Origin of the sequence: Nocardia sp. 2TAF39 (genome assembly GCF_052114905.1) — a bacterium.
Taxonomy (GTDB): domain Bacteria; phylum Actinomycetota; class Actinomycetes; order Mycobacteriales; family Mycobacteriaceae; genus Nocardia.
Genome location: NZ_JBFRFQ010000006.1, coordinates 8,335 through 32,592 on the forward strand (window position 1 = coordinate 8,335; position 24,258 = coordinate 32,592).

The 24,258-nt window shown below is 68.6% G+C and carries 1 protein-coding gene; it reads right to left on the reverse strand.

From position 1 onward, the window contains the following. Positions 1 to 257 precede the first annotated feature (257 nt). Positions 258 to 24,251: a sigma-70 family RNA polymerase sigma factor gene (locus AB4Z47_RS05425; RefSeq protein ID WP_441948322.1), complete on the reverse strand. Its 23,994-nt coding sequence runs from the start codon at positions 24,249 to 24,251 to the stop codon at positions 258 to 260. Positions 24,252 to 24,258 lie beyond the last annotated feature (7 nt).

The window sequence follows — 24,258 nt, forward strand, 5'->3', positions numbered from 1 at the left end:
GTGCACTCACACACGGAGGATGACCAACGATTGCATGTCCTGACCTGCGGAAAGATCTGACGCATCTGCCGGACGCCTCGGCATCGTGCCACCACCGGTCGAGCCTCGCCCCGCCGCCGCGCGCTGCGGGCGGCTCGAAGTCCACTCGCCGAAGCAGCTCGGCGGTCCGGTGCACGGCCGGGGACTGACGTCGTTCAACCCATCGCGCCCCTGCTCTCCCATCTCGGCCGCAACCTCGCCGGCGGCGAAGTGTCCGATCAGACCGGCCTGCGCGGGATGTTCGACACCACAACGGTTCCGAAGGTATGCCGGATCTCGACGTACCCCTCGTCGGCCAGCCGGGCGTACGCTCGATACGCGGTGTCCACCGATACCCCGAGCTGCTCGGCGAGATCGGTAACCGACGGCAACCGCTCGCCGACCGGCGGCGCACCGGATTCGATCGCCGCGCGCAACGCCGCCACCAGGACCGCGCCCCGCGGGCGAAGAAGCTCCCCCGACACCGACTCCTCGCGGATTATCCGCACGACCGCCGTACGCACGGCCGATTCCACGGTGCCACTCTCGGGGCTCGCCACGGTGGTTCCGAAACCTTGCCGGAGAACGAGATATCCCTCGGCGGCCAGCTGCACATACACCCGTTTCACCACCATCACCGTCGAACCGAGGTAGCGGGCGAGGCTCCGATTCGATGGCAGCCGCTGTCCCGGTCGCAGTGCGCCGTCGTCGATCGCCGTCCGCACCACCTGCGCTAGATCCGCGGCCGACCAGTCGGGCGGGAGATTCCGCAGCTGCGCGTCGATCGCCGCTATGTCGGGATTGGCGAATTCGGATAGCCGGGCGGCCAGGCATTGGGCAATCCGACGGATCTGTTCGGAGACCGCGCTCCTGCTGAGATCTCGTGCGAACGCGATATCGTCCAGGGCTATCCCGCGGGTGAAATACAGGTCGAAGTATTTCCGCTGGGTTTCGGAGAGCAGAAGATAGCCCGGTGCCACATCCGAGCCCTGATCACACGCGGCACGCACGATCGCCATCACGTCCTTGTCCGTCAACTGCGTACCACCGGAGCGCGGTGACGCGGCGGTCCGTTTGCCGCGCGGCCGATCGGGGTCACCGCCGAGCCGGAAGCCGGCGGCGTCGGCCGATGCGGCACGGTTGCGCACACTCAGACGCGCGTAGTGCTCGCGGAGTTCCGGCGACAGCGACTCGACCAGCCCGTGCGCGGCGGCATAACGCCGGAATTGGACCGTGCTTTCCGCCAAATCTGTCTCGATCGCCGTCTGGCCCACAGACTTTCCGGGTGGGAACAGCCGGTCGACGCTGTCGCGATGACGCTCCGCCAGTCGCGGCAGGCAACTGCGGATCAGATCCGGATCGTCGTCACGGATCGTCTCGAACATCGCAACTGCCTCGACATCGGTCAACACCGTGCCGCCGGACAGCACCGTCGCCAGCTGAGAAACGATCCGCCGCAGGCGTGTGGCGACGGCCTTGTCGTCGGCGCCGAGCAGGGCCGCGGTGTCGGCAACGGACACCTTCCGCCGAAGGTGCAAGGTGGCGATCTTCCGATCGATGTCGCAGAGTTCCCGAATCCACCGCTCCAGTTCGTCGCGACCGGCCGTCGTGACCAACTGCCAGATCCGCTCTTGCAGCGTCGATTCGACCGGAGGGGGATCGAACCAGTGCCGGTCGGCGCCGATCTCTCGGCAGCGGTCGGCGAACCCGAGCCGGTCGACCGCCTTCAACACTCGCGCCGCCTTGTCGCGCCGCACTGTCGGGTCGCCGCGGAACATCGCCTCGACTGTGAACGGGTTCACCCTGGCGGCGCGCGCCAGATCGTCCACGGTGGCCCGGCGCAGCACACTCAGGCGGGCCAGGCTCGCGCGGAGTTCGGGTGGCAGCATGTGGGCCACCACATGGGCCACCGCGTAGCGCCGGAATCTGATCATCTCCCGGCCGATGCCCATTTCCGCTGCCAGCGCCAACACGGACTTCCCGGGCGGAAAAAGCCGATCGAGACTGTCGCGTTGGCTTTCCGACAGTTGTGGCCGGAAGCGCGCCACCACGTTCGGGCGATGCAGTCGCACCGTATCGAACAACGCCACCGCCTCGGCGTCGGACAGCACCATGCCACCGGACAACAGCATCACCAGCTGGCCGGCAATGCGCCGACGATCGTAGGCGAGGACCACCTCGCTCGGCGCCGACTCTGCCAGAGCGGCTGTAGCGACCCGCCGATCGTGCTCCGACAGCAGCTCGATGCACCGCGCGAGCTCGTCGGGCGGCGCGGCGGCGACCACCGCGGCAGGCTCGAACCAGTACCCGTCGACGCCGACTTTCGCACAGCGATGCCGCATCCCGATCCGGTCCACCGCCGCCAACACCCGGAGCACCGCGTTCAGCGGCATCGCGGAATCACCGCGCAACACCCCCTCGACCGTGCTCGCGCCGACCTTGGTCGCCCGAGCCAGATCCGCTACCAGGGTCCGACGCCGCACGCTGAGCACCGTGCACTGGGCCCGAATCTCAGGCGGCAACAACTCGACCACCGCACGCGCGGCCGCACACTGCCGGCCGCGAATTATATTCCGGCCCAAACCCGTTTCCCGCTCCAATTGGAGCACAGACTTCCCCGGCGGAAGCAGCCGGTCGATGCTGTCGAGATACTCGGTGGACAGGTACGGGCGGCAACCGTCCACCAGCCCCGGATCGAGTATCCGCGCCGCGGCGAACAACTCCACCGCCTCGGCATCGGACAACACCGCACCGCCGGACAACACCATCGCCAGTTGCTGCACAACCCGATCGCGGTGAGTGTGGACCGCGGATTCCCGCCACTTCAGTTCGACCGCTACGTCGGCGATCGAGCGCCCCCGCATCAACAACATGCCAGCGACCCTTCGATCGACCTCGGGCAGCAGCTTGATCCGCCACATCAACTCGTCCCCGGCGGTACCGGCGAGCCACCACGACACCCAATGAACGGCCGTGGAAACCCGTTGCTGTGCCACATTCTCGGAACAGTTCATTGCTACGGCCACGTCGGCGAGCGACTGTCCCATAAACCATCGGACAAAATATTCCCGCCGCCCGCCGAGGACATGCTCGACCACAGTCCGCAATTCGTCGAGACGCTCGATCCGGGCGGCCGATACCGTCGCCACCTCGGCGGCGGACAATCCGTCAAAGGTCGCGTACCTGTCGCCGCCTGCGGCGAGCGCGTGGCCGAGTTCCGCGCCGTGCGCCGTCAACGCCGCGGCCAACGCCCAACCCGGCCCCTGCTCCCGCACGAACGCCGCCTGCAACGCCGCACGGGCTCGCTCGAAACGAGCATTCACCACGTCGGTCGACAACCCGAGCCGCTGCCCGGCCTCCTCGGGCGAATAGCCTTCGATCTGGATGAGCTGCAACACGATCCGCAATTCGTCGGGCAGCGACGCGAACGCGCGGCCGATCGCGGACTCGTCGGAGACCTCGTCGTCCATCGGCGCGGCGTCCCCCGGCACTACCGTGGGCCGACCCAGATTCAGGAACTCGAGATCGCCTTCTTTGGCTTTCTCGAGGCTGTCGAGGTCGGTAGCTGGCTCTCTAGCGGCGCGGGCCACGGAATCGTAGAAGATGAAACGCATCCGGGTGAGCAGAAACCCACCGAAGTTCCTGATCGGGAAGTCGTCGCCGGCACGCAGCAGCCTGGCGAGCGCGGTGGCGAAAGTGTCGGACACCAGATCCTCGGCGTCGTCCCGGCTGCGAGTAAGCCGCATGGCCATCCCTTTCAGCAGCCCGTAATACAGCCGGTACAGCTCGTCATACGCCGTGCGGTCGCCCGCCTTGACCGCCGCGACCAACGCCAGGTCCCGGGCAAGGTCATCGGGATTCTCCGTCTCGATTTCGGTATCGTGCGGTGCCGGATAGTCATCCCTGGCCGCTACACGTCTCGGCTCGGATGGCGGCCCGGCCGGTCCGGGAGCCGAATCCTTCGCGCTCACACCCGCATCCGGCGGCTCCCACGGGGTGTCGGCGAACACCACCTCCGGCCCATACCACCGACCCGACCGACGGCGACGCGACGAAAGACCCAGTGCCGCCTGCTCATCCACCGGCTCCCAGAACGCCTCGGGATCATGCCCCGCACGACCGCGCTCCGGCCTGCCGCCGCCGCGCGGGCGCGCGGACCGGGCACGCAGCCATTCGAGCACGTCCGGGTCCAATAGCAGGGTCGATTCGTCGCCGGTCCCGGTAGTGGGGGCCGGTCGCATCGGTGTGCCGGGCCGGACCGGTAGCGGCCGGTAGCCGAGCAGCCGAGCGGCGGCTCGCACCCGGGTCACGGTTTCCGCGCCGACCTTGTTGTCCCAATTCCTCGCAGTGCCGTGATCGTCCATCGCCTTGCCGACCGTGGTGCGACTGAGGCCCAGGACGCGGGCGATACCGCGGTCCGTGACCGGGGGTTCGGTGCGGTCGAGGGCGGTGGGTCGCTCGCCGAGCCGGTCCCGCAGGAGCCGCGCGCACCGGATGGTCGCGCGCGGATCATCGGCGCGCGCCAATCCCGCCAACAACGCCGCGGGCAGTTCGGCGATGCACTCCCGCAACACCTCCAGATGGTGGTGGCACGCCCAATCGATCGTGGCCGTCGCATCGATAGCGGCCGCGACCGTGTCCCGGTGTTCGGCCAGCACTCGGTCTGCCACCACAGCCCAGTTCCCGGCAGCCGCGCCCTGGCGGAACGCCTCGTCGGTCAGCCAGCGAGCCCAACGCACCTCCCCCGTCTCCGCATGCATCCGCTCGAAAAGATCCATTACCTCCCGGTCCACGCCGATCCACGGCTGCCACGGTGTCGGCAGATAGCCGAGTAACTCGGCCGCCGCCCGCACCCGGAGATGCTCGGGATTTCCGGACGCCGCTGCGAGCGCGGCGGCCACCGTATTCGGGTGCCGCCCCGCCGCACGAGCAACCTGCTCCTGGGAGATCGGCGCCGCATGTCCGGAATCCTTCGGGAGCACATCGAACTGGTGAAATCCTTGGGCAGCCAGTCGAGCTCGGAGCAGCCGCGCACAGGCCACGACGGCCCGGGCCCGGTCCGCACGGGTGAGAACATCCTCGGGAAGTTCGGCAATGCTGTCGGCGAGCGCCGGGACGTCGTTGCGCTGCGCCCAAACAATCCACTTCGCTGCCCGCCGCGCCTCGAGACCGTCGCCCGGAAGCCGGTAGTCGAGCAGGTCGGCGGCGGCGCGGGCCCGCGCCATGCTGCGCGCGCTCGCCTCCCCCACCTTGCCCCGTAATGCCGGCGAGACCGTGGCCGGGCTCATCCGCGCGGCTCGGGCGACATGCCGCTGCGAAACCGGTTCCGCCGAGCCGGAATCCGTCTCGGACCAGTGCACGCCGAGTCGGACCCGGAGCAGCTGCGCGCACTCCAGGACCGCACGGTCGTGACCAGCATCCACGTCATGGTCGGCATCGGCGAGCACCGCATCGGGTAGTCCACGAACGCTGTCCGCGAGCGCCTCGATCGCGTTGCGCTGCGCCCAACGGACCAACTCCGCCGCCTCGGCCCGGGAGTCCGGGTCGGCGAGCAGGGCCACGCTGTCGCGGTATTCGTCCCGCACGTCGCCCGCCTGCGCCCGAATCCACTCGCCGGCATCCGTCTCGGCCGGCATCTCGTCCACGAGTATCCGCCGGAGCACCTCGTCGACCAGCCACCGCGCCCGCCGGGGATCGGGCGCTGCCGCCGACATCGGTTCGCCGCAGATCCGGTCGAGCACCTCCCGCAATAGGGACAGCGCGGTCGCATTGCCCGCCTGCGCGCCCGCAACCAGACTCGTCGTCGCCAGCTGCCCGGCGTCGTCGGCCCGCAACGCCCGCAGCCACTCGGACAGGTCGGCCAGCCAGTCCAGAACGTCCGCATCCAACGGCAGTGCCGATCCGGCATCGGAGCGTCCCCGGGGGGGACGCGCAATCGCGGGATGCGACGGCGAATAGAAACCGACCAGCCGGGCCACCGCCCGAGCACGCCGCCTCGTCCGCACGTTCACCTTGGATCCCGTTCGCATCTCCTCGGGGTGCTCGCTCAACGCCTTCCCTGCCGCGCTTTGGCTGATCCCCATAACCCGAGCAATTTCCCGTTGGGTGATCGAGAAGTCGGCCGGGACGGCGGCCGTCCGCTGCTCACCGAGCCGCGCGCGAACCAGCCGCCCGCATTCGACGACCGCATACGGATCGTCGGCGTGCGCCAGCTTCGCCAGCAACGCCGCGGGCAGCCCGTCGATGCACTCCCGCAGCACCTCCGCGTGATCCCGCAGCGCCCACCGGATCACCGCCGCCGCATCGGTCGCGGCAGCCACCGCGCCCCGATGCTTCGCCAACACCCGGTCGACCGCCGCATCCCAACCCACGGCATCCCTGCCCAGCCCAGCTCCCGCCGCCTGCTGGAACGCCTGATCGGTCAGCCAGCGCGCCCAACGCAAGTCACCCACCGCCGAATACATCCGCTCGAACGCCCCCAGCACGTCCCCATCCACCTCGACCCGGGCCTGCCACAACTCGGGCAGATAGCCGAGCAGAGCCGCGGCGGCCCGCACCCGCATTCCGATGTTCGCACGGACCGACCTCGAGGCGCGGAACACGGCAGAGACCGTGGTTTGGTGCACGCGCACCGCGTCGGCGACGTGCTGCTGCGAGATCCAGGGCAGCCGGCCGGAATCCAACCGGACCCACTGGAACTCGCGAATCCTATTGGCGCCGAGGCGGACCCGGAGCAGTTGTGCACACTCCAGCACCGCACGGTGGTAGTCGGCATCGACACCGTCGTTCGCATCGAGGAGCGGGTCGGCATCGCCAAGCACCGCGTCGGGCAGTCCGCGAATGCCGTCCACGAGGGCCTCGACGGCGTGGTGCTGCGCCCACCGGACCAACTCCGCCGCCTCGGCCCGGGAGTCCGCGCCGGCGAGCAGGGCCACGCTGTCGCGGTACTCGTCCCGCACGTCGCCCGCCAGCGCCCGAATCCACTCGCCGGGATGCGCATCGGCGGGCCTCGGACTCGTGAGGATCCGTCGGAACGCCTCGTCGACGAGCCACCGCACCCGCCGCGCATCGGGCGCCACCACCCGCATCAATTCGGTGAATTCCCGGCCGTATGCCGCCCGCAAGTCGGTTACTGCTGCCGTATCGCCCGCCTGCGCCCCAGCGATGTCGAGCAAGTCCGAGGCGGATTCGACGTCGTCACCGGCCAGGAAAGACACCAAGCCCCGAATTCCGTCGCGCACTTCCTCTTCGACCAATGCCGGGCTCAACATCATTGCCTTGGCCGACGACGTGACCGCAGCCCGCCACCGCCGGTCGTTCTTGTCGAACGCCGTCCACCGGGTGTCCTTCGCCCCGAACACCAACTCGACCGCCTGCCGCCGCGAAGGGCGGAGCCCGGACAGCGCCTGCCGGAACTCGGCGTCGCTCGCCCCGCGCAGCGCCCGCCGGCCCGCGTCATCTGGGACCGCTGCCGCGACTGCCCGACGAAACCGCAGAAACATGGCGAATTCCGCGAACTCCGCCAACACGTTCCCGGTGATCGCATCCACCCGTGCTACCGCACCCGGGCCATCCGGAAGGTCGTCCGCCTCGGCGCGCACCCGCCGCAATACCTCCGCCACCAATTCGCCGACCAGTCGCCGATTGCTGACCCGTTGCCGACTATCGACCCGTTGCGGATTATCGACCACGCGCACCACGCGTTGGCGCACCCGATCTTCGTACAGCGCGGACCACCGATCCGCTGGCTCGGCGGCGTCATCGTCGGGCCGGTTATCCCGCGCGCCCAACGGCATTCGCGGGCCGATGTTCGCCGCAGGCTTGCCGCCCGGCCCAGGTTTCGGCCGGATCTCGTCATCGAAGGTGAGACGATGCACCCTCCGGACACCTCGCCCGGCGCGGCGGCGCCAACGGTTCACCGCCCGGTCACCGACGATCCAGCCATTGACGGTCTCGTCGTAGGCGTCGTCGAACACCACCACCGTGCCGCGCAATTCGGGCGCAGCCAACTCCGGATATTCGGCCGCCAACGCGGCGTTCACCCGCACCACCGCGATCGCGTGTGCAAAGTCGGCACCGACCTCCAGCGCCGCGGCGATCAAGCCGATGTCGTTGTCCGGGTCGCGCACCTGCTCCACCAGCGCGGCCAACCCCGCAGCCCCCGCTGGGAACGGTTCCGGGTCCCAGTGCGAATTCAGGCCCGCGGCGAAACGACGCCCGGACAGGCCTGCCAGGGCGATCGTCGGGTCCTCCGGTGATTCGGCGTGCATCCCGGCGGCGTTCGCGCCCGCCGCCGCGACCGCGACACCCTGCACCAGCGGAGCGCAGACCCGGCGTACCGGGTGGCTGTCGCGGTATTCGAATGCCGCCGCAGCGGGATCACCGTCGGAAATACGCTGCGCCGCAACAGTAAAGTCGTGTTCGACGACACCGAGTTCCGCGGACAGCAGGGCGACCGTCCGACGCAGAGCCGCGCGCAACCTGGTGTTGAACGTTGGCACCGGAATGCCCACTTCGGCCGCCATCTCGGCGATCGTCATCGGGGAATCGCGCAGTAAGCGGAGTTCGATGCACCGCCACTGGTCCGGGTGCTGCTCTCGCATTTTCGCGAAAACGCCGCGCAATTGCTCCGGGTAATAGTCCTGGGCGTCCTCGACCAGCATCAGGTTTTTGCCTTGCAGCGGCCGTGCCGAGGACAAGAACCTGGCCAACCAGGAAAGGCCCCGGTTGAGCTGCCGGGAGAATTCGCGTTCGGTGAGCCCTGCCATCGCCGCGGCGGTGGCTGCGGGCAAGGACGGCCCCCACAGGACCCGGCGCTCGACACACTGTGCCTGCAGCCGACTGCGTTCGGCGAGTTTTCGCAGACCGACCGCCAATTCCCACGGGTTCTCGTCTCGGGCCCGGCGAACCGCGGCCACCACCTTTCCGCCGAGCGATGATTCGACCGCGGACAGCTCACGGACGACCCGGAATGCGGCGATATGCATCTCGTGGGCCACCGAATTCCACGGCATGTTTCGTGCGGCCGCGATTTCCGCGATGCTCATCGGCGGGGTATCGAGATACCGCTTCCGGAGATGGTCGGCGCCAGCCAGGCGCAGCTGCCCGATCAGGCCTTCCACTTTTGCCCGGTCGAGGTCCAATGCCGCTTCCAACACCTCCAGCGGCCTGCCTGCCGCCGGGAATTCCGTCGCCAGGAATTCGACCAGCGGGCGCATTACCCACCGATGAATCGCGTCCAGTTCGGTGACCTCGCAACCGAACTCCCGCGCGATCTCGGTTCGCGACTTGCTCGCCAGGAAGCTGCGCGCGGCGTAATCGTGGGGCCGGCCGTCCGGAAGATAAGAGATGGCGACCGCCAACGCGAGGGCGGCATCACGTCGCGCCGCCGGAATCACCGCCGACTCGTCGATTTCGCCGGCAACGGCCGCAACCGCGACCGCACGCACATCGAGAACGGGAAGCCGGTCGGCCAATTCCACGGCCAACGGCGCCGGCAGTGCGTCGATCGCGTCTGGGGCAACCCCTATGGCGGCCGCTTCGGATTCCACTGCGGCGGGATCGAGCCGGCGAGCCACCCGAATCAGCGCGGTGGCATCGGATTCGGTGAGCTGCCTGCGCCCGTCCTCGCGCGTGCGGCCCGGCACCGCCGTGGCCGGGGTATCGGATTCTCGGTCGCTGCGCAACACGATGGCACCGTCACTACCGGGAACCCTGACCGGCTGGTCTTCCTTGGTCCGAAACAGACCCAGCACGGGCATGTTTATCGATTCCCGCGAGGGCACCCGCCGGGCAGTCGTCCGGGCCACCTCGGCCGACATCGATACCGCGGTGAGGGTCGGGTCCCGATCCGCCGATCGCTCGGCGGTCAGCAGCGCATGCAGTCTCCGGTACCGGACGCGGTCGTGTGTCGCGCCGGGCTGGAACGGCGCCGGGGCGCCGTTCAGTTCACGGTAACGACGCTGCGCGTCCGCCAGGCCGAACAGCAGCACCGGATCCGCCGTGTCGCCCATGCGCTCGAGCTCGCCCTGCCACCTCCGGTAGCGTTCGCTGCCGGCCCGCACGATCCGCACCCATTCCGCGTCCGGGACCTGCATGTCGTCGTCGAAATACGGTATGGCCGATGGCGGCTCCCCGGCCCGCGCCAACACCCAGTTCATGATGATCCGGACGGCCCGGCCGTTGCAGTCCTGGCGGAACGGGTGCAGCGAAACCAGCTTTCGCGCCAGGCTAGCGGCCACGTAGTACGGGTCGTATCCCTCGGGGTTACTGGTCTCCCGCTTGTACCAGCCAACCATCGCCTCCAGGCGGGCCCGGATTTCCGACTCGTCGTAGACCACATACTCGATGCCCCCGTGCGGGGGCTTTTCGGACGGCGGCAGGAAGGCCAGCAGCGGGTTCTCGCCGATGACGGCCAGCTCCTGCTCGGTAAGCGGTTCGTGTATTGTGCCCCAACGCTTGCCGGCTTTGCCCACCTCGCGGGCTTGCAGCCGACCGGCGGCTTCCGGTGCGGTCCTGCACAGCAACCGGGCATGGATTTCCAGCATGAACGCCACGCTGAACTCGTCGTCGGGATTGTCCCGACCGTAATGCCGGGCGTACTTTTCGGCATCCAGGAAACCCGCCCAATCGGCATCCCCGAAGAGCCGCTCCGGCCGCGGCTGCCCCGCGACCACCGCCACCTCCCGGAACAGGTCCTCCATGTACAGGGATGCCGCCAACAGCCGCTGCGCGTCGGTTTCGAGGCCGAGCTCGGCCTCCAACTCCCGAATCTCCAACTCCGACTCGGCATTCGATGGCACGGCAACCGCCGCGGGCTCGGTTGTGGTGCGGGTTGCGCGCCGCCGCTTCCCGCTTCCCAGACCACCGCCCTCCCGACCGTCTCCAGCCGCGGCATGCGTTATCGCACCCTTGACGAGCGCCTCCGGCGTGCGACTACCGAACCCGCGGAGCGGATCCACCACCCCACTGTGCGCGTCGAGACCATCGCACCGCCACTGCGTCGTGGAATCCCCTGGGACGGCGCCGTTGCCGGTAGTTGGGCGATCCTCCTGCGCGTCCGCACTGCGGTTGTAGGCCGCCACGTCAGCGGAGGTTTCGTCGGCCTCGGACCGTGCGGCGGCCAGCCGCGCGACAAAGCCAGGGGCGTCGACAGCTTCGGCCGATGGATTCGTCTTGGTCGTGGTGGCGTCACCCTCCACGTGCGTCACCGCCACCTGGTCCAGCGCCTCCCGCACCAATGCCTCGGGATCGGGTTCGGAGCCGGCCGGCCGGACCGCCGCATCGCGGGGTGCGGTGAGTACCACCGGAGGCTGGGTCGGGCGCCCGTCGGCCGGACCGACCACGACCTGAGTGGCGGGCGTGCTGATGCGGAAGCCCAGCAGGCCCGGTGATTTCGGGCGGACCACGGCGGGGGGTAGAACGACCGGCCGGTGTTCGGCGTCCCAAACCACGGCCAGCACCCGCTCCACCTGCCGCGGATCCTGCGGAAGCTCGCCGTGGTTCAGCGCGACCAGATGTCCTTCCAGGTGCGGCATCGTCCTGCCCGGCAGCGGCGTCCCGTCCGACCCCGGCACCGGCACCTGCTCGACATAGACGGTCAATACCGCTGCATGCCCGCCGGTTTCCAGCGCCGCTGTCACCGCGGCATACGGATCTTCGGGATCCACCTGCAACTCCGTGAACGGAACCCCCACGCACTCTTCGGTTTCGGGGTATGCCAGCTTCCGGTCATGCGGTATCGATGCCACCGGGACACCGGCGTCCGCGAGTTTCCGCAGCGCCACGGGCACGCAATGCTCCGGCTCCACTCCGGTATCCGGCGTCGAATACGCTGCCACGTCGTCGCCCGGGCCGAATTCCACCAGCGGGGGCTCCGGGTTGCCGTCCGAATCGTAGGTCATCGAGACGTACAGTCCAGACCTGCGCGGTATGGACCAGGCGGTGACATTCCCGGACGGGCTGTAGCCATATCCGGACAACGCACCCCAGCGGCGCAGATAGTGGAAGAAGATGTAAGCCGCTGTCTTGCCCTCGTGTGCGGTGCCACACGCAGTCATCACCATCAGATCGGTGGGCGCTCCGAGCTCAGGTAGATACGGGTTGCCCACAACCGCCCTGGCAAAGGTACGAGGGCCGACAAAGATCTTCCGAATATCCTTCTTTCCCGAAGTGCCGACATCGATTGACAGCGCGATGCTTTCGCCAGCATAGGATTGCGCCCGCAGGATCCGCGGTCTGCCTTTGCCGCGCCATGGCACGTCATACGCCTGAGGCTCGCTCTTCGCCTGCTGTGTCTGAAGCACCTCCCGGTCGAAGGTGAAATCCCGAGCGGCTGCCCATGCCGTCGCATCGGCCACATAGTTGGTCCCCGAATCGAACACCAGAGTGGCCGGCGTGCCATCGGCACGAAGCACCAGCGCGGTCTGGACATCCTCGGGTGTGAAATAGTGCGCCGTGCCGTCGATTTCCCGACCGAACAACCGATTCGACGGCGGCGCCCGCTCATCGCTCAGCCGCCTACCGGCGTTGGCGAGGGCGAAATGCCTGCCCGCCACGCTGCGCGGCTGCTCCCCGTCAGCGAGCGGATGCTCGGCGATGCCGTACTTGTCGTAGCGAACCATGTGCACGGCAACCACGTCGGACAGACCCGCCAGCCAGCTCTCCAACGGAACGGCCTGCCCGTCGTCGAATACCGTCACGTTGCCACCGACTTTCGTGGCTGCCACGCTGTGCGTGCCGACCACACCGCGCACCTGGAAGCCCTTGAACTCCACATCCAGGAGCACCACACCGCCCTCCGGCACGTGCTCGGCCAGATCGGCCAGGGTCAGGTCCTCCCGCAGATACCAGTCGGCGCCCAACATGGTCGCCGCCACCTCGCCCGGGGTGCCCGCCTCGGAGGCGCTCGCCCGACGCAGCCGGCGCAGCCGGGCCTCGACATCGGCGACATCCCCACCCGCCCGCTGCCGCAGGACCCGCACCACCTCGAGTACCTTGCGCCCGGCATGAAAGAAGCAGTTGTTCGCGCCGCACTCCACCCGATGCGACACCACCCGTGCCGACACCCCTTGGTCGGGGTAAGTGACGCCGATGCGGCCGTCGTGCTGCGCAAGCGCAGGGTCGTTCAGCGCGCGGCTCACCAGATCGGCGCCGCGGTGCTGCGACAGCGCGACGTCACGTAGGGCACGCACCAGATCGGCCCGGTCTTCGCGCAGGGCGCGGCTCACCAGATCGGCCCGGTCGTCGTGCCCGACAAGCTCCACCGTCTGCGGCAGCGGCCCGCGAGCCGCCAGCAACCGCGCCACATCTTGCGCCAGCTCGGCGCTATCGCAGCCGCGCCACACCATGGCGACCGCCGGAACTTCCGCCCCCGCAACACTATCGACCGCCGCCAACCCCGCCGACAGCAAGGCTTTCTCCGGCTCGGGCGATTCCTCGTGCACCACCTGCACAATCAGGTGTGCCGCGCCGCGATGGCCGACCATCATCAGCGAGCCGGTCGGGCCGACAGCTGTGACCTCCGGATGCCCCGGCACCTGCGCCGCCCACCGCTCGGTGGCGGTGAACAACTCCGTCATGGCCGTCATGGCCGCGGGCAGTTCCACCGGGCGCGGCCGAACTCGCACCGAGTCCACCCCACCGCCGTGCGCCGCGATCCGATCCTGCAGGGCCCGAAGCCGGTTGCGCGCCAAGTGATAACGACGAACCGCTGTGGCCAGCGGTTGCACGGGGTCCTGGGGATCGAATTGCACCGGCCAGCGGGACCGATCCCGGATCGTCAACGGCGGCATATCCGCCAACACCTGTCGGTACCGATCCGACATCAGCGGCATGACGTCGATCCCCAGCACATCGGCCAGGAACTGCAGCTCCTCGACCGCGGCATTGTGCTGCGCGGCCCGCATCCGGTAGCCGGGCCGCAACGCAGCCGGGATACCCCCGCCGTCCTGCGTGGGCGTCGACGCGGGCTCCGGCTGCGGGAACGCGACCGGCGCGCAGTCCAGCAGCAGGTCGGTGATGTTGTCTTCCCCGCCCGCGCGGTTGGCCATGTCCGTCAGCACCCGCACCGCCTGCGGCAGGTTTTTCCGGTACGGGGCGATCGCGGCCGCCTTGCCCGCGGCCTCCGGCTGGTAGTTCCAGTCGCCGTCGGTGCACACCAGCATGACGTCGTCGGCCGACACCTTGCCGGAGAACAGGTACGGATCCTTGTCTTGTCGGTCCTTCGGTGGCCCGGCCCGCCACCCGGGCTTGTGGATCACGCCGAGCTTGTGGATGACGACATGGGCCGTTTGGATTTCCAGCACTCGACGTTCGGTAGCGCCGGTGTCGACGTAGCGCGGGAGCGTCACATGGTCGCGGGTCACCAGTGTCGAGGCGGCGGGGTCGGCGGTATTGAGCTTGTACACCCGGCTGGCGCCTACCCCGCCCGCCGCGTACTGTCCGGGCTCGTCCTCGCCCCGGCCGGGTTCCACTATCACCATCGCGATGGTGCACTGCGGTGGTTCGACGGTCTTCGCATTGGGGTTGTCCGCCAGCGCCTCGGCTGCCCGCCGCTTCATGTCCACGTATTTGCCGTCCGCCAATGTCTCGACCGCCGCCTGCGCCGCGTCGATCGCATCGGCCACCACCTGTTCCAGATCGATTTTCGTACCCGGTGCCGCCGCCGACACCACTTGCCGCACTGCTTCTTCCGCGTACTTGTGGGCGGCGCCCGCGGCGGCTCGAGCAGCGTCGTGACCGTTGGTCGACGAGGACGTGCCGTCGGTTACCACGCCGATGCGGAACGTCCGGCTGCCGATCTCGATCTCCGAGGACGCCATCCAGTCCTCGTTGCGGTCCTTACCGCGACCGATATGGCTGATCCCGGCGATCGCACGCCGGTTCACCACGGCGAGCGGCGCGTTCCCCGGCGGCAACGGGTGTTGCGACACAATCGGTTTGCCGTCGAGAGCGACCGGGATCAGGGGGACCCGCGCGTAGACAGCGCTGCTGTTGTCGTGCCCTCGTGCCGCGGCCCGGTCGGCGGCCGCGACGGACGCCGCGCGCAGGTCATCCGGATGGTCACCGACAGCGGCCGCGATGTCATCGGCGTCGTGCCCGTCGGTGGACGCCACCACCGCGACGACATCGGCGGGCAGCTCGAAGGTCCGGATATAGCGCGCCGTTTTCGGCGGACCCTTGTCCGCGGCCAGATAGATGTGGCCGTTGTCCGGGGCATCCCGGGGGTCCAGCCTGATGCGGTTGCCCGCACGATCGACCGCATTGATCTCACTGTCGCCGACCTCCCCCACCGTGGCCTTCCCCGGGCGCCCGTCCTCCCCTTGCTCCAGCACCGCTACCGCGATCGTGCAGCCCGGCGTCCGCCGCCCGGTGGCCATATACGGCTCACCCGGTATCGCGGCAACCGCGGCCTGTCCTGCGTCAATTATGCTGCGCACCAACGCTTTCGCATCGAGTAGGTCGCCGGATTCGATACCCCGCAACTCCAACGCCGCGCGATCACGAGCCGCGACCACCGCAGCCTGCGACGCCAGGTGACCATCCGCCCTGCTCGTCGACCCGTCACACACGATGATCGCGGTAACCGGCCGACCATTGACCATGACCGACACGAACGCCCACGAATCCTCTTGGCCGTGACCATGCTGCTCGTGATCGCCGACACTGGCGAACCCGACAATCGCACCTGCCCCCGCGCCCTCCCCGGTATGCGTCGCCCAGCTCTTCGGGTTGCCGAAGAGTTCGACATCGGCGATTTCGGCGGGGATGTTGCGGGGGTCTTCGCCGGGTTCGAGCGAGAATTCCGCCTCGCCGTCGCGGAACTCGCTACCGACCACGCGCAGGGTGTCTTTCTCATACCCGCGCGCCCACGCATAGACCTCGGCATAGCCTTCGAAGACCCGCTCGCCCCCATCGACCATGTCGTGCACCACCACCGTACCCAACCTCGGATGCCGGGTGATCGTGAATACGTGGCCCGTACGGTCTTTGAAGATCACCGCCCCATGCACGGTGAAACCGTCCTCGGCCTCGAACACCCGGTCCAAAAGCGCCACCAGCGACTCGTACCCGTCCGGGTCCACATGCAGATCCGCGCGCACCGACGTCACGACATCGACCAGTGTGTCTCCCTTCAAGGGACTCCCCGTCGACACCGGCTTCACCGGCGGATCACCGACACCACCATTGGCCTCCCACAACGCCAGCCGGGTCTGATGGCCCGCATGCGTAGCGCATTGCCCAACCAACGACGCCTGGGCCGCACCATCAGCCACGTCGACCAGCTCGGCCAACCCCGCCGCAATGTGCTCGGCGATGTCGATCTCGACCAGCAGCGTCGCGACCCGTGTGGGATCCGTACCAGGCGAACCGGGATGATCCCGCCGATACGCAGGCCAGTCCTTCTCCCGCTCCCGTACGAGCTCACTCTGCTTCCAGTCCAACCAGATCCGGCCCGCGCGCTGACGAACATCAACAGGGAGACCGACCGCCGCCATCACCACTTCCGCCAACACCACGACGAATGCGTCCTGCTCGTCCGCACTCAACCGTGGCCACAACCCGACTGTCAGCCGGCGCCAAGCACACGCATCCAGCACCTCACCCTCGGCCTGCAAAAGATCCGGCCGCTCCTGCCGCAAAGCCGCAAGCACCAGCCCACGTCTCCCGCCCGCATCCTGCACGGGCCGATCACCGACGGCCGCCTCGGATTCGGCGGAACCCTTCAACTCCGCAACCAGATCCGGCACCGCCCAAGGCGAATCCGAATCCGACGGTGGAGGCGGAGGGGGTGCCTGTTGTGTTTGCGGGCGGAACGCCGACGGCTGCAGCACATCCCCGCCCGCAACTACCAGCGGTTTCTCGGCGGCGGGCGCCTCGGCCAACTCGTCCGCCAGATTCTCCGCATCCTCGATTTGCGTCAGCACCTTCTTGATCTGCTCCGGGTCCTCCAAAACAGCGAGCGCGCCCCGCCTCTGATCCAGCGAGATGTAGCACGCGAGTTCGCGCACACCGGCTGCGAGACCCTCCGCCCGCATGACCACACCCGGATACGCCGCTACAAACGCCTCTCGCTCAACGACCTCCAACTGCTCCCACAACTCGACAACCACGCCACCCTCGGCCGCCACCAGATCCTCGACCGGCGCATTCACACACGCCAACGCCGCATCCAGCAGCGCGCGATTGTCTCGCCCACGCCTGGCAATCGCCCAGGCCAGCTCGCGTTTCCAACTCGACTCGCCCCGCGCACTCCTCTCCTTCCGCGTCTGCCGCTCCCGGTTGGCCGGAGCCTGCGCCGGATCTTGGCCCGACGACCGATCCACCCGCTCAACCGAACCCGCGAGACCTGTCGACTCCGAAACATTCGAACCCGCATCGGGGTCGGCGGCGCGCGCCGCGAACGCCGCCGCCACGTTCTCCACGATCTCGATCTGGCCTTGCAGCGTAGCGATTCGCTCGCTGTCCGCGCCGGGCGCACCGGGATGTGTCACGCGATACTCGGGGGAATCCTTCTGTTGCTCCGCGGCCAGCGCACCCCGCGCCGACGCCAACCACACCGCGCACGCATCCGCGCGAACATCCTCCGCAAGCCCCTCCGCCATCATCACCAGGCCCGGATGATCCGCCAGGAACACCGCCTGCTCGCGCTCGTGCAACCGCGGCCACAACTGGGCGACCCGCTGCCCCCCGGCGCGCGCATCCACCATCAGTTCCTCGAGCTGCACCCCCTCCCGCGCAAACGCCGTGGCCAGGAGCCGCTGACGCTCGACACCTCCTGGCTGCCCGACGTTGCCGTCGATGTCGTCGGCGTCGGTTTCGGGTTTGGGCGCGACATCCCGGAACCACACCCGGCCGTCGAGTGCGACGGCGACCTGCTTGGCTTCGGCCCGGTAGCGGGCCTTCATCCACGGCTGCAGCTGGTGTTGCACCATCAGATCCGGACGTGCCCCGGCGAGTAGCACCACCTTGTCTTCGAGGAGCAGCTGCACGCCGTCGCCGAGCGACATCGCGGGCCCGTCGGTGAGCGCGGCGAGCAATTCCGCCGAGGCAACCTGCGTCATCCGGCGCAGCAGCTTCTCGGCGTGGCGCTCGGCCGTCGGGACGCCCGCCACCTCCTGCTCGAACTGCGCCAGATCCGCCGCGAACTCGCCGGCTCGCAGCTCCGCCGCCAAGATCTCGCCGGACGCGACTCGTCCCTCGTTCATAGCCTCTGCGCGCGAGAACCCGCATCGGAGCGCGACCTGGGTGATCGCGGCCCGCAAACCGGCGATGCCTTCGCCGAGCGGGCCCGGGACGGCCAAATCTCCCTGAAGTTCGCCGAGGAACTCCTCGATCTGGGGCCGCAACCAGGCTTCGTATGCCGCCGCCAGCTGCGCCGCAGCCATCCCGGTCGGATCGCAGCCTGCCCGCATGACGCGTTTGCGCAGCGCCTGCAGCTCGAGCGCGTACCGCCGTCGCACCGACTGCAGCATCTGCGTGTCCTTCTGCATCAGCCGTTGCATCCGCGGCGAATCGAGCGCGGTCGCCGGCTGCTGCGCCGCAGCCCAACCCTCCGACAGGTCAGCGAACGAGGGTTGCGGCTGCGCCCCGGTACTGGCCGGCGCGCCGGCGTCGGGCCGGCTGCCGGAACTCTCCCCGGCCGAGTTCTCGCCCTCGGAATCAGGCCCAACCACCGGCACAGGCGCAGACCCGACCACCGGCGCAGCATCAGCCGACGGATCCACCACCGACGCAGCAGCATCAGCCGACGGATCGACCAATGTTCCTGCGGAGGGACCGTCCGACGTTGCAGCGTCGGCCCTAGGATCGACCAACGTCCAAACGCCGGTCAAATCTTCATCCGGTGGCGGCTGGGTGACGGACGTGGCGGTGGGCTGGGCCTCAGGCGGCGCCGCATCGGGCGCGGCCTGCTCGCCCGAGGACCGCTTACTCCCGCCCGCACCCGAAACCGATGTGGCCGAGGCGTTCTGCGGCGCGCCAGAGCGGCCGTCCGCCTCCGGCAGGACAGGAGCCTGCGTCGCAGCAGGCTGCTGGGTGGCGGGCTGCGCCGCAGCTGCGCCCGTTGGGGCCGGGACGGGCCCGAGATAGTTCGCAGCCGCCGCACCGACTATGGCAGGCGTCCCCTGAGCAACCATGGTCGCGTTCCCGGCAGCCGCGCCGAGCATCCGCATGCGGGCCTCCGCCACGCGTTGCAGTTCCGGGATCGCCGCCCGGATCCGTTGTTCGAAAACGGCCATCTCGAGCGGGTCTTCGGTGGTTTTCACACGCTCGACGACGACCGCCATCTCGTGGTCGACGGGAATGTTGTTGTAGAGATCGTCGGTAACCACGGAGTGGAAGCTGGCGCTACCGGGTTGGCCGCTGCGGGCGGCACGGTACATCGCCTGAACGTCGATGGCGCGGATCTCGGAGTGCGCGGTGACGATCACGTGCATGCCGCCCCGTGTCAGGGCGGCGGTGCTGGGCGTGATATCGACACCACGCGCGCCCTGCATGTTGATGACGAGGATCTTGCCCTCTTCGCCCGCCTCGGCGTAGATCTTCTTCAGCTCCGCCTCGGCGATGCCCGGACCCTGCTTCTCCCAGGCAAGAATCTGTTCCGCGTTGACCTTGACATACTCGAGACGATGACGATCGAGCATGCGCGTCAGTCTTCTGACGAGATTGTTATCGTGGGCCAGGACGGCGATCGGCTGCCCGGTCTCGTGCACGGCTAGGATTTCGGCGGTGATCGCCCGCAGTCGCTCGAGGTCGTTGACCGAGAACGTCGTGTCCTCGAGGACCAGCTTGGATGAGGCGAAGCGGTCGATCGTGGTGGTCTGCCCCATGCCGTGCTCTTGCAACCGGTCGGCCACGCCGTTGGCGGTACCCGACGCGCCGGTCACCAGGTCGTAGTTCTTCGGGGTGAATGTCTCAGCGCAGCTGAGGCTTACCGAATGGTCCGAGTCGTTACGGATCTCCAGGCGGTGACGCGCCTCCAGCGCCTGCGCGAGACCGTTGTTCCACCGGCTCTCGTTGGTGACCGCCTTGTCCATCATCAACCGGTGCGCGACCTGATCGATGATCAGGATGCCGCCCTCACGCGTCACTCGGCGGCCGTTTCCGTCCAGCGTGAACTGGTCCCCGTCGACGATGTAGTGCTTGCCCCGCACCATCTCCCAGCGGGCGGAGGCCGCCATGTTCAGCCGGTGATGCTCCTCGGCAGTCATATCCCGCCCGAGTGCCTCCTCGACCTTCTCCCGCCCCTTCTCGGTCAACCACGCTGGACCGTTCTTCTGGAAACGCGTGCGGCCGAAGTCTTCGTGGGTCAAGGTCCCATCGCGCAGGCACTGCTGGAGGAAGTCGCGGGCAGCGATGACCTGCGCCCGGACATGCGGCGGGGCCGGCTCGCGGACGCCCTCGGAAATAATGTAGGTCGTGTTGGCATAGATGAATGCCTCATCGATCTCGTCGATCACGGCGTGGCGGCCCGGCACCGGATGCCCACGCAGCCTGCTCACCACGACATCGCCGACGGAACCGATGTAGATGGTGGGCTCGCCTGCCACCGGCTCCGGCATCACCTCGTCCGGATTGATCCGAATCACCTTGTACCCGTGCGGGGCCCACGCCGCCACCAACTCCTCGAACTCGCGTTCGACGAGGTTGTCGCGGGTCAGGTACTGCACCGAGCCCTTCTCCGCGGCGAGCCTGGCCACGAACGCGTGGTACATCATCGACTTGCCCTCGCCCGCGTCCTGGTTGGCCGGACCGTGCGGCATCGCCTCGCCCGCCGCGAACTGCGTCCACCGCAACGACTTCCCGTCCGGGGTCTCCGCCGATGCAGTGGCCCGGCGCAGAATCTCTGCCGCCGCCATCCGCGATTCCATCGTGGTGCCGTGGCGCAGCATATGGGTCAACACCTCACGCGAGGCGGTCGTGATACCGAACATGCCCGGCGCACACGCATCCGACAACGCTTCGAAGTGCTTCACCAGCTCCCGGCCCGCGGCCTCGGCCGCCGTCTTACGATCCGCCGACGACACCCGCGCCTGCTTCACCAACTCGGCCGCGGTGAGCTCCGAGGCGATCACGCGTTCCCTCGCGACATCCGCCACGAACTCCGGCCGGATCGCCGCGATGTCCCTCACCAACTCCTCGCGCCGCGACTTCAGCTTCGCCGCCAGCAAACCCCATTCCTCCGCGATTCGCCGCCGCGCCGCGGTCCGCACTTCCGGCGAGTTCGTTTCCCGCACCTGCGCCCACAGCCGCGCAACCCGCTCCCGCGTCCGCGCCCGCAACGCCGCCTCGTCCCGCTGCGCCGCCGCCCGCAACTCCTGCATCCGCTGCCGCGACTCCAACGCCGCCACCCGTTCACGCTCGACCGCATCGATCGCGGCAATCCGCTCGGCCGCGATCGCTTTCGCCGTCTCGGCGCGCTCGGCCCCGATGTCCTCGGCCAGTTTGTCGCGTTCCGCGGTGACCGCAGCCTCCGCCCGCGCACGCTCGGCCGCCACCTTCGACCGCAGCTCCGCACACAGCTGCTCAACCTTCGCCCCTGCCTCCCGCACGGCCACCCTGACCTCCGCCGTGGCCTGCGCAACCGTCGTCCGGGTCTCCCGAACCGTCGTCCGGGCCTCCGTCACGGCGACCGGATCCGACGCCTGATGCGCGTCGCGAAGCCGCTGCTCGGCTTCCCCGAGCCGCTGCTGCGCTGCCTCGAGCCGGTTATCCGCGGCGGCTGCCTTCGCGCGTTCCTGCGCGATGTCGTGCTGCGCCGCGTTATGGAGGCCACGCAGACGCACGCTCGTTTCGGCCCGGATCTGCGCGATCAAATCCCGCGTTCGGCCCCGCCGCCCTCGCTGCCACTGCTCCGACGCGGTACGCAGATCCGCGCACCGCTCGCCGACCCGGGCGCGCACCTCGTCCCGGTATTCGGTGGCGACCTCGGTGAACGGCTGCCTGGCCGCGTGATACGCCTCGACGTTGAGTTCATAGAAGTCATTGAGCTGCACGTCGATCCGCAACCCGCCCCGCGGACCGACGTGCGCGACGAGATCGACCTTGACGTAATGGTCCATCAGGTCCTCGGTGGCAACCTTGATCCGCCCCCGCGCGTCCACTGCGTCCACCTTGACCCCGAACGCCGAGCACACCTCCTCGACAGCCTGCGTCTCCGCCGTCTTGTGCCGGGTATCCGACTCGACCACCACCGCCTCGTGGCGCTCGAATTCGGCGACCATCCCATCCAGCATCTTGCGCGCCTGCCGCGCCTGCGCCTCGGTCCCGACACACTCCAACCGAGCCCGTTCCGCCGCCACCCACTCCCGGAACCGCTCCGCCGCCGGACGCTCAGGCGCGCCCGCTGGCTCGGGCGCCAGCACGTCCATCCGCGCACGCAAGGCCACCTCGGACTGCATACGCTCAGTCACAGCCCGCGTGAACGCACGTATCCGCCGCCGCAATCCCCGCGAAGGCGTGTGCTCCCCCGGCTGGGATTCCGAATGCGACTGCGGCTCATGAGCTTCCGACTTCACCCCCGCCTCCGGCGCGGCAGCTCCGTCTTTCACACCCGCCTCCCGCGCGGCAGTCCCGTCCTTCACAGCCGCCTCCGGCGCGGCAGCTCCGTCTTTCACACCCGCCTCCGGCGCGGCAGTCCCCTCCTTCACACCCGCCTCCGGCGCGGCAGTTCCCCGCGCTGCGCCTGCCTTGGGGGTGGCGGCTTCCGCCTTCGTCCCGGCCTCCAGGCCGCCGGTTCCCCGCTCCGGTGCGGCGGCTCCCGCCCTCGACTCGGTGCCCGCCCCGTTGCTCGCAGCGCGACCGGTGACCTGGTCCGGGCCGGCCACCGTGCCCGCCCGTACGGTCGGCGGCACAGCTGTCGCGGCACCGGTGGCCGGTCCACTGCGGGGCGGCTCGGCCCCGGTGCCCGTGGCGTGCGGAGTCGACGGCGCCGCTACGGGTTCGGGTGGGGCCGCCGGAATCGTCGCGCTCAGGAACTGGGTAGTGCTTTGGGGCTCGGTAGTGCTCTGGTGCTCGGCGTTCGTGCCTGTCGATTCCGTTGCGGCCCTGGCCTGCGCGTCGACGACACGGTCACCCTGGAACTGAACCGAGTGGGTATATGCCTGGTAGCGCAGTGTTTTCATCGTCGCCAGATCGTTGTGCGCGATCGCGACGCTGAGCTTCTCGGTGAAGTCGCGAGTCGGCAGGCCCTCGGAAACAGCGAGGTCGGCGTGGATCTGCTTGCTGAGCTGGGCCAGTTCCGTTTTCCCTGCCATGTCCAGCGGGACTGCGCCGACGCTGGCGTGCCGACTGGCGGCCAAACCGCCTCGGGCGCCGCTCGTCGCACCCAAAGCGCCCATGTAGCCGAGGGAATACATATCCCACTGGCCGTGCAGCACCGCCATGGACACCGCGGTCGCCTCGCCGGCCAGGAACCCGGTCACCAGAGGCACCAAGCGCCCCATGCCAATTCGCCTGGCAGCAGAGCCGAAAACCCGGCCCGCCGTGTGCCCCGCCACTGCGCCGACCCCCCAAGCCAACGCCGCATCACCGATCTTGCCCAGATCGAGGTCCTGGCCGGAGACCAGTTGGGTCCCAGCGGTGATCCCCGCGCCGACGCCCGCCAGCTTCACCCCGGAGCCGAGCCCGGTGAACGCGAGGTCCACAATTTTCTCGAGACCCTCCAGACCCATCCGGTCGAGCCCACGCAGGAGCAGCTGTTTGCCCAGCATCCGCGCTGCGGCCACCCCGATCCGCTCCATCATCCGTTTGCGGGCGATCGCGAAGGTGTACCGCCCGATGGCGGTAATCAGTGCCTCCTGTGCCGCCACAAAACCCGACGCCAATCCGCCGGACGCCAACAGTTCGGCCGCGAGCATCTCGAATTCCGCCATACCCCACGCGGCGAAGATGCTTTCGGTAATGCGGTCACCGACGATGCCTCCGTTGCTGTCGGAGGTKAACTCGGGCACCGCTTCCATCGCAGTGACGAGATGGTGGATCGAATACTTGCCGTGCGTCAGCTGTTTCAGCGAGTGGGCTGCCTGCTCGCCACCGTGCCCCTCATACCACTCCTCCGTCTGTTCGATGACCCGTTCGAACTCGGGGAGAAGTTCGGTCAGGGAATTAGCGGCCTTCTCGAACCGGTCACCAAGTTCGGTGACACCGTCGAGATCCCATGTCCACGGATCCTTACTCGGCGCGACACCACCAAAAATGTCTATGAACAGCCTCAGGCCATCCGGAACCACAGCCGAC